Consider the following 12471-nt stretch of genomic DNA (forward strand, 5'->3'; position numbering starts at 1 on the left):
TGGACCATCAAACCATTCGCAGCGAATGACCGGAACGGGTTCAAAATGCGATTCCGGGGGCCTTCTTGTCGACAGCCCTATATCGACGAATCGTTGCACGAGCAGAACGCGATCTGGACGAAGGTGCGATAAGGCGAGGGCATAAGAATCTTGGAGAGCCCGTCATCATCAGTAGCGACTGTTTTCCTATGGAGCCTCAAAAACATGCACCGCGGCGCTGAAAAGCGCCGCGGTGTCTTCGTTTAGGTCTGTGAGCGCTCAGAGCTTCGCGCTCAGAATTTCGCGTTGAAGGAAACCTGCAGCGCGTGGCTCTCATAGTCGCTCGAGAAGGTCCCCGAGATCCCGGCATGCAGGCTGGAGGAGAACGTCCCGGTCTGGCTGAGCGGCACGTCGATCCCGACATCCGCCGTCACCCAGTTCATGTCGAAGCCATCGACCGGGGTTGCGCTGGAGGGCAGCCCGACGAAAGCGGTCTGAACGAGCTGATCGTCGCCGCTGACCTTGTTGTACTTGATCGCACCGGACAGGGTCGGGGCCTGTGCGCTCGAAGACAGCGCATATTGGCCACGCATCCCGGCGGAGGCGACGGTTACGGTCCCGGATTGATCCCCGACGGAGAGGTTCCACGCGCCCGCGCCGGTTTCGTCGAAGCCGTCCACCGAGAGGTGATACATTTCGAGCGAACCCGTCGGGCCGAAGCGAAGACGATCTTGGCCGAACATGTACTCGGCATCGATTGCGCCGAAGACCTGATGGCCGTCCGTGCTCGCCCGTGCGGTCGACCCCATGACATTGCGGCTCATGTCGTAGGAAAGGTCCTGATAGCCGATCATGAACTGCGCCGCGCCGCCATTGCCGAAGGCCGTCCGCACGAAGCCACCGACGAAGCCGCCGGAGCCATCGATGCTGCCGCGGCTCTGATCGGCATCGGAGGTGCCGTCCGAGTAGCCGCCGAAGAGGCCGACCGAGACTTGATTGTCGACGAATTTCTCGCCGCCGACCATCATGTAATGCGAGTTGACGTCATAGCCGATCGCATTGGTGGTGCGGTCGTAATTGGCCTTCTGCGCACCCGCCGAGACGAAGGCATAGGTGTCGTCCCCGATCTTCCACGAGGTCGGCCCGCCCATCGTCGAAAGCGTGACCGATCCGTTCTGCTTCTGCGCAACCGGACGACCGATCCCATTCGTGATGTTCTGACCGAACTCGAAGCCGACAGCGCTGAAGGCGGGCAGGAAGCTGTAGCCCGTCGTCTCGAGCATGTCGTTGCGCGCGACCGGATCCTCGATCGCCATGATGTCGCTGATCGCGGTCTGATAGGTCTCCGCATTCCCGATATCGAGATAGGGGATGTTGGCGGCCGCATCGAGGCGCCCGGCGGTTGCGAACTGGTAGCGGGTCGCGGTCTGCTCGACGATCGGCGCGAAGATCGGCGCGATGCGCATCGTGACGTTGTTGCCCGCGACATCGCCGAGATCGATGATGTAGTTCAGGTTGAGGTTACGAAGATCCTCGACCACGTCCTGCGTGTAGAGGCCATTGGCCTGCATCGCCGCGACGATATCGGCAGGCACGGCGCCGCCGCCGGTATAGCCGAGATCCGCGACCGTCACGCCCAGCGAGTCGGCCATCGCCTGCAGCTTGTCATCCAGATAGGTCGAGCTGTCGACGCCCAGATTGCCATACTGCCACTGGCCGGCGCTCAGGTTGTACCACGCGATGAGCTGGGCCTCGTCCGAGGCGACAGGCGTGCCGGTCGCGTCCCAGAAGAAGGCTTTCGGCAGCATGCTGTTGTCGATCAGCGAGTTGCCGAAATAGTTGGCCAGAACGCTGTTCGACAGGTCGGTCGCGTCGAGCGTGTTGTCGGTGTTCGCAATGGTCATCTCGGCGGAGGTGCTGTCGAAGAAGCCGATGCCTGCCTCTTCCTGACCGCCATCCCCGAAGAGCCCGTCGGGCAGGTTGAATTTCGAGTTGTAATCCTGATCGAACAGCGCTGCGGTCGCGGGATCGGCCGTATCGAAGGGGGTGAAGCTGTCACCCGAGCCGGTGCCGAGCTGCACCTTGAAGGCCAGAATACGGGCGCCGGTGAGGTTCGAGGTCTTGCCGTAGGTGTAGTATTCCGTGACGCCGCTGCTCGATTGCGTCGAGAGCATGATATCCATCGGCGTCGGGCCGGTCAGCTGCGTCTTCACCCGTTTGCCCGAGCCGGGAGGGGCCGTGCAGGTGAAGTCCGGCGTGTTCGACATCAGGCAGTTGGTGATGTCCTTCGGATTGTCCGTGTTGGGAAAGTCGGCGTTGACCTCGCCCGTGACGGCTTTGAGCCCGGGAGGCAGGACGCCTTCCGTCGGATCGGAGAAGATGAGCCCGTCACCGGTCACGCTGATGACGGGCGCGTCATCAAATGTGCCCGACCAGGCCGGATTCCCGAGGCACAGCAGCAAAGCCGCCGGCGCTACGGTTCTTTTCAAATTGGTGAGCAGAGTATTTGTCATTTTTTGTCCCATTCCCAAGGCGATCGCCACGATAAATTTCGCACGCGAAACAAGCGACTCTTCACTCGATCGTACTGACGATATGTCCGTGCGTTTGCCTCGGCGCGTTTCTGAAGTTCCCTCGCACGGACTTCAGCCTCGGGGTAACACATCCCCCAGCCGCTTGAGTTGATTTGCATCAACGAGTTCGTGATCCGGTGTGAGTGTTGCGGAATAGAGACGGGAAGGCGGGGCTGAGCCTTTGCCAATACAAATCGTCACTTTCGTGTCGCCGCCGCCCGACGGCCATATCGGAAGGCAAGCGGACAGATCGCGTTGAAAGTGGACCGTCGGGCCGTCTTGACCAAGGGTGCCAGAGATCTGGATTCAAAATGTTGGAGAGCGAGGTTTGATAGGCAGTTTCCGCTTAGGGAAAAGCATATCGAGCGCAGAGATAATCTGGTTTCGGGCGCGATAACCTTCGCTGTTGAGCGGAACCAGACATTCGCAATGAGCGCAGCGAAGGAACGAATTCCGCCCGTCACGGGGGATGCCGTGAACGACCGATGGCGGTTGTCCTCCTGCCTCATTAAGTGCTGCGGAGCAGCAGGGCTTTGCAGGTTTTATCCGGCGCAACATTGAGAGGGCAGGCGTGTCTGCTCGAGTTCGCGGTGTTTCGTCAACGCACTTGAGCATTGTTGGATTTCCTTCACCTCAATGGGTTGAGAAACAAAGCTATGCGGGAGATACTCCTTTTCGGAAATGTGCGGTCTCGCGCTGCCGCGGCCTGCGAGTGACATGGTTCATAGGGCGTAATCACCTGTTTGACGGCGATGATAATGACGTCGCCGACGAGCTGGGTTTAAGCCAGGAGGCTGGGAGCCGTGACGGCGGAGCGGGCAAAAGAAAGTAGGAAGGAGCATCAGCGCGCCGCCGCTGGTGCGCTGTTTCGGCGAAACCTCTATCGATATGCGATCGCAGCAGTCGCGGTGGCCACCGTTGCATTGATGGGGCTCGCTCTTCGGGGCGTGCTCAACGACGGCTCGCTCCTTATCATATTCCTTCCAGCAATCCTGACCGCCTCGGTGATCGGGGGAATAGGTCCGGCTCTACTCGCGATCGGACTGTCGGTCATCGGAAGTGCGGCGTTGTTCAGCCTACATAGTCTCGAGGCGATGCCTCTATTGCCTTATGCGGTGTTCGTAGTTGTCGCTTTCGTCATCGCCTGGATGGGCGAGATGCTCCATCGCACGCGTCGGCAGATGGATGATACGGAGAAGGAGCTTCGGGAACGCGAGGCACATCTGCGTACCCTGTTCAACTCGTCGCCGGATGCAACGATCGTCATCGATGCCAATGGAATCATGACATCCTTCAACGCGGCAGCCGAAAGACAGTTTGGCCACGCCGAAGTCGACGTCGTCGGGCAGAACGTCAAAATGCTGATGCCGGAGCCCTATCATGGCGAGCATGACGGTTACATCCAGCGCTACCTCACTACGGGTCAGAAGCGCATTATCGGCATCGACCGGATCGTTGTCGGGCGGCGCAAGGACGGTTCAACCTTTCCCATGAAGCTGACGGTCGGAGAGATCCGCCACGGTGAGGAGACTTTCTTCGCCGGCTTCGTAGAAGACCTGACCGAACGCACCAACTCGCGCGCACAGCTGCAAGAGGTCGAGGCGGAGTTGGCGCGCCTCGCACGATTGAACGAACTGGGCGAGATGGCTTCCACTCTGGCCCACGAATTGAACCAGCCGTTGTCAGCCATTGCCAACTATGCGCAGGGGTGTACTCGCCTGCTGCAACAGGTCCCCGACTCAACTGCCGCGAGAATGCGGGAAGCGGTCGAGGAAATGGCTCGACAGTCGCTTCGGGCGGGCCAGATCATCCGCCACCTGAGGGAACTCGTTGTCCGAGGTGACAGCCAGAATTCTGTCGAGAATCTCCGCAGACTTGTCGAGGAAGCGAGCGCTCTCGCGCTGATGGGTACGAACGACGCGGGCGTTCAGTCAGACTTCGAATTCGATCCCACAGTGGGCCCGCTGTTGGTCGATCGCGTTCAGATACAGCAGGTGCTAACCAACCTGATGCGCAATGCGATCGAAGCTATGCGCAACAGTGATGCAAGAAGGTTGAGCGTACGGACTTTCGCAGATGGCCCTGAGCAAGTGGTCGTGGAAGTCTCCGATACCGGGCCAGGGATATCTGAGGAAATCGCGTCGCAACTCTTCAAACCGTTCGTGACAACGAAGTCCGGAGGTATGGGGATCGGGCTTTCGATCTCCAAGCGCATCATCGAGTCCCATGGAGGCACCATCGAAGTGTCGAAGAATGCCGACGGTGGTGCGACCTTCCGTTTCACCTTGCCAATCTACGAAGATGAGAGAGCACATGCTGCCGGATAATTTTATGGTTCACCTCGTCGACGACGAGGAAGTGGTGAGAAAGTCACTTGCCTTTATGCTCACGATGGCGGGCTTCACGGTGCGACAACACCAGTCTGCGACCGACTTTCTCGCTGCAGCGCCAACGATCCAACAAGCGTGCTTGGTGACCGACCTGAGGATGCCAGATCTTGATGGTGTTGAGCTACTTCGCCAGCTGAGACGCCTTCAGGTTCGCATTCCCGCGATCGTGGTTACGGGCCACGGCGACGTGCCATTGGCGGTCGAAGCGATGAAAGCGGGCGCCCGCGACTTCATCGAGAAACCCTTCGAAGAAGAAAGCCTGATCGAGGCGATAAACCGCATCGCCTCCGAGTTGGAAGCAGAAGTCGAGATTGAGAACACCGATGCCATTCGCAGCCGTCTCGACCGTCTGAGCGGACGGGAGAAGGAGGTATTGTCCGGTGTCGTGTCAGGCCTACCGAACAAGACGATCGCCTACGATCTCAATATCAGTCCCCGTACGGTCGAAGTCCATCGGGCGTCGGTGATGTCCAAGATGGCAGCCGGGAGTCTGCCCGAACTCGTGCGAATGGCACTCGCAGCGGGGTTCCTCGCGCAATAGCCGGGCGCCCGCACACATTCTCAAATTGACTTACCTCAACGCCGGACGCGCTTGTCTGAGGCAGTATAGCGTGCGCAGGGGAAAAACTATCTCTGCGTTATCGCAAGGAGAGGACAGCTGGACACGCGGCGATTCGTCTTTGTCGTTGCCCGGGATGACGGGTTGCGACGATCCATAGCCTTTGCTCTTGAGGCAGAGGGTTTGCTTGTTATGTCGTCTGGCAGTCTCCGGACGATGCGAGAGGTATCGGGGTCAGCAGAAATCGGCTGCGCGGTGATCGACGAAGACGCCATTTCCTCAGAGGAAGATGGGTGGCACTTGGTCATGGGTTTTGCCGTTCCAATCGTTCTTTTGGCTGACCGCCTACCGACGATGCCTGATACCTTCAGGGGCACCATCCTGCTAAAGCCCCTCCTTGGGGAACGACTTGTCGAGGCAGTCGCGCGCAGCCTCAATCCAAAGGTTCGCTCTAAGTAGAATCCCGTACGGACATCTCCGAATTTCGCAAACGATGGATATGCGCGATGAATCTTCCTGCGTAGGACAGGGAGATCACCATGACCATTCAAAGCAACCGCGAATTCGCCGCACTGGCCCGGATCGCGAAGGTTGGAAATCACAAGAACACGTTTGCCACCTCCCCCGTGAACCCGGTGACCAACTATGCTGCGGGCGAACTCATCTTTGGACAGGGTGACCACGCCGGAAAGATTTTCACGGTTAAAGGCGGGATGGTCCGTCTCTACCATCTGTTCGCTGATGGCCGGCGCCAGATCCTGGCCTTCTGCATGCCGGGCGAGGTCTTCGGTTTTGCCGCGCACGGCACTTATGAGTTCTTTGCGGAAGCGATCGAGGATAGCTCGGTTGCCGTTCACGATGTGCAGGTTTCCCTGACTGAAGTTTGGCTGAGCGCACTCAAGGCACACCTTCTCGCCGCGCAAGGTCAACAGCTGGTTCTTGGTCGGCAATACGCGGGCGAGCGTCTTGTATCGTTCTTGCTCGATATGGCCAACCGTCAGGGAGGGCAGCATTACGTGGAACTCTCCATGACCCGCTCCGATATCGCGGATTACCTTGGTCTGACCATCGAGACAGTATCCCGCGGCCTGAGCAGGCTGAAGAAGGACGGGCTAATTCGGCTGCATAGTGCCCGGTGCATCGAAATTTCAGCGCTGGAGGCGCTTCAGGAAATGATCGAATAATCGAATGATCGATAGCGTCAGTCTTGTTGCTGAATGCCCCTTCTCTCAATATCCAAAAGCCTCATGAGATCGCAGCGAACGGCGGTTCTCCGCCCTTTTGGGCGGAAGGAGGTTTTGGGCCCTTAGCCGACCTTGCAGCGCCCCTGACCTGCCAGGGGTCTCTCGCCCAGCCGCGATCGGAGGCTGGTGTCGCAGTGCGTTTCGATTCTGCACGATCGACAAGTCCTGCTGAATCGCCATCCGCTCCTCTGCGCAGCGATGCCGTTGATGCCTAACGTGTCGACGCGGAGTCATGGACGCCGGATCGGACCGGTGGCCGCTACCTAAGCCCAGTGGACATGCACCGTAATCTGAGGATGAAGGCGTGACAGAAAGAACGCATTGTTCTGACGGGCGGTTATAAGCGCGTTTTCAAGCCGAGCCTGAGAGACGGGTGCCTTGAGAGTTACATCGCAGGCTTGCATACGCTCGCAGGTGAGGTCATCCGCCCGCATTTCGCTGGAGACCAGTATCACAGGGAGTGAGGGGCAGGCACGTCTCACGCGCATGCAGTAATCAATTGTGTCTTCCATCTCCCCCAAGTAATCGCCATCGACCATCAAGATGTCGATCTCTTCGGTGTGAAGCGCAAGCCAAGCGCCGGGTAGCGCTCCTTCCGAACAAGTGAGCAGCCTTGCGCCCTCATGTTCGCAGATTTGGGCGAGTTCATCTCTGATCACACCGGGTTCGCCGCAGTAGACAATGCAACGCTTTGGGAGAAGGCGCCGAGCCACGCAACGTGAGTTTCTGCTCGTTGAGGCGCTGTTGTCTTGACCTGGCGTAGATTCATCGAGAGAGCTCGCCTCAGCAGCGACGCTTCTGGAAAACTTCCAATCCATTTCAAAGTCCTAAGAAAAATTCCAAAATCAATGAGAAGCAAAAATGTGCTTCCTCGTCCTAGATTAAAACAACCTTAAGGCGAAATTTGGGCATCTGCGCATCTCTTGAGACTTGCCACTGAAGCTGTATCCAGCCCCAACCGGCAATCGCTTTATGTGGTCTGAGCTTTGAAAGCTGGCAGTTTGAAACTGGAGTGTTCAGCTAAGATTTCTTGCTGGGAGCGGAGTTGGCAACGGTGGTCCCGAAAGCCCAAATGGCGCCCCTTTCAAAAGCCGGGTCGTTGGTGAGATACGCATACTTCGCGACGGGTTCGATTACAGTTTCGACGAGATTTCGGCGGTCGTAGGGCGGTCTTCCGCAAATTGTCGGCAGCTGGTCTCGCGGGCAAGACGCAAGCTTGCCGGTGCCGATCAGAGCGCGCCGCAACGGGCAGAGGAGACCCACCCGCTTGTCGCGGCATTCTGGGCCGCAAGCCGCGAGGGCGATATGAATCGGCTGCTGGAAATCTTCGCTGAAGATATCGAGGTTCATACGGATGGCGACGGCAAAGTTCCGGCGGCGATCAACGTGCTGAGAGGGAGCCGGAACGCCGCGCGCTTCTTCGAAGGCTTGGCCCGGAAGGGCAAGCTGACGAATGGGCCTATTCCGAGACAGCAGTTGATCAACGGAGCAACAGGATATGTCGTGCGGGAAAACGGAGTCCTGCAAACCACGGCCTTCGCGGTTCATTCCGGCAAGATCAAAGCAATATGGATTGTCCGAAACCCCGAGAAGCTGCGGCATGTGCATCCTGCAGAGAAAGGGTTTCCACCCGAAGGGTCGCGCTCTCCATGCTGTTCGGTCGACTTATGAGGATTAAGCCACATAGTGGGTTTCGTCTGGTTGAGGTCGGATCCCATGCTTAGACGCGAAGGCGTTCCAGTCGCGCATCCTCCCTCGCGCGCGATGCGCTGCATCGTAGATAGCCAGGTATCTCCACTGTCCCAGGTTGGCGCGCGATAGATATCGATGTTCTGGGAAAAATGCGCGGTCCGACGCGCGGCCATTACTTCCAAAACGGTCAAGACGCCCAATCATCGGAGAAACCCCTTTGGTATCGTCATGCCCCCGCGCGAAAACGCCAGTGGAGTGCGGCGCGTCCCCACTTACTGGAAGCCGTCACGACATGGCTGCTCGCTACGCGAGTTGGGCCGGGCCGTCACAGTGGCGTGATGCGTGATCTGGGTCAAAACAGCTTGTCCCACAAGGAGTTATCCCTGCTCCGAAAACTAGAAAACTCAAGACAGAGAAGGGAATTGAAGATGAAATTCACGAGACGCTCCGCTATTGCCCTCGCCCTCGCGGCTCTGCCAACTTTGGCTATCACGCCAGCAATGGCCGCCGAGGCAACCACCGTGAATGTTTCGCTCTGGGACAAGGGCGACAATTCGATGGACGATCTGGGGCAGCTGCTGCCCATGGGCTTCAACATGGCTGGCGCCGGCGAGCGGGTCTCGAAGGCTACGATGGGAGTTGCCGCGACACCGTCGATCGTGCCTGCGGGCAAGGTCACCTTCGAGGTCAAGAACGACTCCAAGGGCACCGTGCATGAGATGATCGTGGCCCCGATCAAGAGCGCGACCGAGGACCTGCCATACGACAAGGACGAGATGCGGGTCGAAGAAGAAAAGGCCGGCCATCTCGGCGAGGTCTCGGAACTCGATCCCGGTCAGAGCGGCTCGCTTACGGTGACGCTGAAGCCGGGCGAATACATCCTCTACTGCAACATTCCTGGCCACTACGTCATGGGGATGTGGACGCTGGTGCGTGTAGAATAACTTCGACAGGTCCGACGACCGCCACGCAAAGGCTTGGCCCGGGGCGAAGCATGAAAGCTTAGCCCCGAGGCCGTGACGCGGCGAAGCTCAGCCACGCCCGCGATAGGGCGGAACACCCTGATCGGGGATCCAGACCCCCTGGGGCATCGCCCCGGTCTGCCAGAACACGTCGATCGGGATGCCGCCGCGCGGATACCAGTAGCCGCCGATGCGAAGCCATTGCGGTTCGAGGAAATCGACCAGCCGCCGCGCGATCGAGATCGTGCAATCCTCGTGGAACGCCCCGTGATTGCGGAACGAGGTGAGGTAAAGCTTCAGCGATTTCGACTCCACCAGCCATTGCCCCGGCACATAGTCGATCACCAGATGCGCGAAGTCGGGCTGCCCCGTCATCGGGCAGAGCGAGGTAAACTCAGGTGCCGTGAAGCGCACGTTGTAGCTGATATCGGCCTGCGGATTGGCCACGCGTTCGAGCTCGGCCTCTTCCGGGCTTGCCGGGATGCGGGTCGCGCCGCCGAGCTGCTTGAGATCGCTATAGATCGAGTCTGTCATTTTCGGTCTCCGATGTGTCAGACGCCGCGTTTGTTGCCCCAGATCAGGACATGCAACTGCGGCAGAATACGGGGGACGAACCAGCTGTCCGCCATGGCGGTTTCCGTCAGCCAGCCAAGCCGGTCGGCCAGGCCCTGCGGATCGACCGGCACTTCGGGATCGACCTCGGGATTTCCCGGCTGAAGAAAGAGCGGCAGATCGGGGTGGCGGGCATGGGCCGACTTGGCCCAGTCGTAATCCGCCCGGTCGAAGATCACGATCTTCATCACGGTGCTGCGGGCCGCGTGTCCGGCTGCCACGCACTCGGCAAAGGCGTCCCAATCGACCTGCTCTCCGCTCGAGGGCGGCTTGGGCGACAGCACCAGCGTGTCGAGATCGCCGAACCACGGCCGCGCGACAGAGCCCTGTGTTTCGCAGGCGAAACGGTAGCCAGCGGCCCGCCCGAGCGCGATCAGCGGTCCGAAATCCTGAATGGCCGGGTTGCCTCCGCTGAGCGAGATCGTCAGTGGCCGGTCGCCCGACAGACGGCGCAGCTCTGCCCAGACTTCCTCGGAACTCATCGGCGCCCATGTGTGGCGATAGGCGCTGTCGACCGCGTGGAGGCTGTCGCACCACGCGCAGCGGTAATCGCAGCCGCCCGCGCGCACGAAGAGCGTGGGCTCGCCGATCAGCGCGCCTTCGCCCTGAATGGTCGGGCCGAAAATCTCGGCGATGCGCAGGGTGGTCATGGACGGTATTCCGCCCAGGTCTTGGGCGTTTCGCTGACCAGTGCCGCGCTGGTCTCGGGCCAGCGTGCTTTGCACCAGTCGTAGAAATGCTTGGCCATGTTCTCGGCGGTCGAGGGCACCTCCATCACGTCGTTGAGGTGGCGATGGTCGAAGGTGTCGTCGATATAGGTCTTGAGCGGTTTCAGATCGTGATAGTCGCGCACGAACCCGTTTTCATCGAGCGTCGCGGCGGCGAGCTCGACCACCACGATGTAATTGTGCCCGTGCAGCCGCGCGCATTGGTGATCGGCGGGCAGATTCGAAAGCTGGTGCGAGGCGGAGAAGTGGAATTCCTTGCGGATACGGAACATCAGCGGGCCTCCTTCTCGGCGACGGCCTTGGCCCAGAAATCGGGATCGACATAGGCGGTCGGGTCTTCGACGCCCGCAAGGTGGAACGCCTCGCGCCGCTCGACACAGGTGCCGCAGCGCCCGCAATGCACCTCGCCGCCTTTGTAGCACGACCACGTCTCAGCAAAGGGCGTGCCGTGTTTGGCGCCCTCGGCCACGATGTCGGCCTTCGAGCGATGCACGAAGGGCGTATGGAGCCGCACATCGGCATAGCCGTCTAGCGCCATGCGCTGCATCGCATCGAAGCTTTCAGTGAAGGCAGGGCGGCAATCGGGGTAGATGAAGTGATCGCCCCCATGCACCGCAGTCGCCACCGCTTCGTCGCCATTTGCGGCGGCCACGCCGAAGCCGATGGCGAGCATGATCGCGTTGCGGTTCGGGACAACGGTGATGCGCATCGTCTCTTCGGCGTAATGCCCGTCGGGCACGTCGATATCGTCGGTCAGCGCCGATCCGGTCAGCGCGGCCCCGATCGGGCGCATGTCGATGAGGTGATGCGGCACGCCAAGGCGGCGCGCGGCGGCGGCGGCGTAATCAAGCTCCTTGCGGTGCCGTTGTCCGTAATCGAAGGAGACGAGCCGCGTGAGATTACCCTCAGCGGCGACGATATGGGCGAGCGATACGGAATCGAGTCCGCCCGAGCAGATGACGAGAGTCTTCATATTTGAACCCTTGTTTTGATGACCGGGTAGGCTGCGACCGGTTGAGCGGGCCTCTAAAGGAAGGGGCAGGGCTCTGCAAGAGCGCGTCGCCCGAGGCGGCTGGAGGCGCGAATTGGGATTGAGTCGTGACCATTGCGACGCTTGGGAGAGCAAACGAACGGGGTAGTGCTCGGTCTCGCGTCCAGTGGACCGGGCACCTCGGTTCAACTTCCTCCCTCTCGGTCGCCTGAGCTTGGCGCGCCGAGTGTCAGTGCCGACCAATCGGTGCGTGAAAGGCATCGACGCTCTCAAAACTGCGCCCGATGACTGGAGACACAGCCTCCCCGTCAGACAGTGTTCATTGGTTCGTAATGTCGCCCTTGAGAGAATAGCTGATCATCAGCACGTCCTTGCGGGTCTGTTCGTCGATGTCATGCGCGGCCATGACCGACATGATGTCATCGATTGCAGCCATGTATTCGCCCGTGCTGATATTCATGCCACGATGCGCTGCCACCATGTCGCGGCCGGTATATTGCTCGGGACCGCCACTGCCAGCGCCGAAGAAATCGCAGAGATGGGCTTTGGCTGTGTTCAGGTCGTCCGGTCTTTCGCGATACGGCAGGAAGCGGGCGCTGATCTCCGGGTTTTGCATATGCGCCTCGAGGACGTCATCGACGAGGGCCTTGATCCCGGGCTTCCCGCCCAGCCGTTCGTAAAGGGTCTGTTCCATCGTTCTGGCTCCTTGGTGACTATGCAGTGCATCGGCAGCGTGACCCC

At 59.8% G+C, this 12471-nt stretch carries 11 protein-coding genes and 1 pseudogene; 6 read left to right on the forward strand and 6 right to left on the reverse strand.

What is annotated here, in order from left to right:
• Window positions 1-272: 272 nt before the first annotated feature.
• The gene (locus AXZ77_RS03880) at window positions 273-2492 is read right to left on the reverse strand and encodes a choice-of-anchor F family protein (protein ID WP_176535956.1); all 2220 of its coding nucleotides are present in this window, start codon (window positions 2490-2492) and stop codon (window positions 273-275) included.
• Window positions 2493-3355: 863 nt separating this feature from the next.
• Between AXZ77_RS03880 and AXZ77_RS03885 the strand changes: the two genes are divergently transcribed.
• The 6 genes and pseudogenes from AXZ77_RS03885 (at window position 3356) to AXZ77_RS03920 (ending at window position 9381) form a co-directional block, all read left to right on the forward strand.
• The gene (locus AXZ77_RS03885) at window positions 3356-4879 is read left to right on the forward strand and encodes a PAS domain-containing sensor histidine kinase (RefSeq protein WP_218000468.1); all 1524 of its coding nucleotides are present in this window, start codon (window positions 3356-3358) and stop codon (window positions 4877-4879) included.
• On the forward strand, window positions 4866-5483 hold the full coding sequence (gene fixJ / locus AXZ77_RS03890) for a response regulator FixJ (protein ID WP_098410121.1): 618 nt from the start codon (window positions 4866-4868) through the stop codon (window positions 5481-5483). The genes AXZ77_RS03885 and fixJ overlap by 14 nt, the downstream gene beginning before the upstream one ends.
• A 557-nt stretch (window positions 5484-6040) precedes the next feature.
• Entirely contained in the window at window positions 6041-6685 is a 645-nt protein-coding gene (locus tag AXZ77_RS03900) for a helix-turn-helix domain-containing protein (protein ID WP_098410123.1), read from the forward strand.
• Between the two features lie 1173 nt (window positions 6686-7858).
• Window positions 7859-7951: pseudogene (locus AXZ77_RS19825) on the forward strand (RNA polymerase sigma-70 factor); the annotation flags it as partial.
• Between the two features lie 99 nt (window positions 7952-8050).
• Complete coding sequence (locus AXZ77_RS19795) at window positions 8051-8416, forward strand: hypothetical protein (RefSeq protein ID WP_176535957.1); 366 nt, start codon at window positions 8051-8053, stop codon at window positions 8414-8416.
• 449 nt (window positions 8417-8865) lie between these two features.
• Window positions 8866-9381, forward strand: a complete 516-nt coding sequence (locus AXZ77_RS03920; protein WP_098412430.1) for a plastocyanin/azurin family copper-binding protein — start codon at window positions 8866-8868, stop codon at window positions 9379-9381.
• Window positions 9382-9468: 87 nt separating this feature from the next.
• Here AXZ77_RS03920 and queF read toward each other — a convergent pair whose 3' ends face one another.
• From queF to AXZ77_RS03945, 5 genes are all read right to left on the reverse strand, one after another.
• A complete protein-coding gene (gene queF / locus AXZ77_RS03925; RefSeq protein ID WP_098410126.1) occupies window positions 9469-9933 on the reverse strand; it encodes a preQ(1) synthase in 465 nt (154 codons plus the stop codon).
• Window positions 9934-9950: 17 nt separating this feature from the next.
• A complete protein-coding gene (gene queE, locus AXZ77_RS03930; RefSeq protein WP_098410127.1) occupies window positions 9951-10661 on the reverse strand; it encodes a 7-carboxy-7-deazaguanine synthase QueE in 711 nt (236 codons plus the stop codon).
• The gene (gene queD, locus AXZ77_RS03935) at window positions 10658-11011 is read right to left on the reverse strand and encodes a 6-carboxytetrahydropterin synthase QueD (protein WP_098410128.1); all 354 of its coding nucleotides are present in this window, start codon (window positions 11009-11011) and stop codon (window positions 10658-10660) included. Before queD ends, queE begins: the two co-directional genes overlap by 4 nt.
• Window positions 11011-11712 carry a 7-cyano-7-deazaguanine synthase QueC gene (gene queC / locus AXZ77_RS03940; protein WP_098410129.1) on the reverse strand — a complete coding sequence of 234 codons (702 nt, stop codon included), beginning with the start codon at window positions 11710-11712 and terminating at the stop codon, window positions 11011-11013. The genes queD and queC overlap by 1 nt, the downstream gene beginning before the upstream one ends.
• A gap of 337 nt (window positions 11713-12049) precedes the next feature.
• The gene (locus tag AXZ77_RS03945) at window positions 12050-12424 is read right to left on the reverse strand and encodes a group 1 truncated hemoglobin (protein WP_098410130.1); all 375 of its coding nucleotides are present in this window, start codon (window positions 12422-12424) and stop codon (window positions 12050-12052) included.
• Between the last annotated feature and the right edge of the window lie 47 nt (window positions 12425-12471).

Origin of the sequence: Thioclava sp. ES.031, from assembly GCF_002563775.1 — a bacterium.
In the GTDB taxonomy this organism is placed as follows: Bacteria; Pseudomonadota; Alphaproteobacteria; order Rhodobacterales; family Rhodobacteraceae; genus Thioclava.

Excerpts from the sequence above, each read along its gene's own strand:
- AXZ77_RS03880 (WP_176535956.1), bottom strand. The coding sequence starts at position 2,492 with ATGACAAATACTCTGCTCACCAATTTGAAAAGAACCGTAGCGCCGGCG.
- fixJ (WP_098410121.1), top strand. The coding sequence starts at position 4,866 with ATGCTGCCGGATAATTTTATGGTTCACCTCGTCGACGACGAGGAAGTG.
- AXZ77_RS03900 (WP_098410123.1), top strand. The coding sequence starts at position 6,041 with ATGACCATTCAAAGCAACCGCGAATTCGCCGCACTGGCCCGGATCGCG.
- AXZ77_RS19795 (WP_176535957.1), top strand. The coding sequence starts at position 8,051 with ATGAATCGGCTGCTGGAAATCTTCGCTGAAGATATCGAGGTTCATACG.
- AXZ77_RS03920 (WP_098412430.1), top strand. The coding sequence starts at position 8,866 with ATGAAATTCACGAGACGCTCCGCTATTGCCCTCGCCCTCGCGGCTCTG.
- queF (WP_098410126.1), bottom strand. The coding sequence starts at position 9,933 with ATGACAGACTCGATCTATAGCGATCTCAAGCAGCTCGGCGGCGCGACC.
- queE (WP_098410127.1), bottom strand. The coding sequence starts at position 10,661 with ATGACCACCCTGCGCATCGCCGAGATTTTCGGCCCGACCATTCAGGGC.
- queD (WP_098410128.1), bottom strand. The coding sequence starts at position 11,011 with ATGTTCCGTATCCGCAAGGAATTCCACTTCTCCGCCTCGCACCAGCTT.
- queC (WP_098410129.1), bottom strand. The coding sequence starts at position 11,712 with ATGAAGACTCTCGTCATCTGCTCGGGCGGACTCGATTCCGTATCGCTC.
- AXZ77_RS03945 (WP_098410130.1), bottom strand. The coding sequence starts at position 12,424 with ATGGAACAGACCCTTTACGAACGGCTGGGCGGGAAGCCCGGGATCAAG.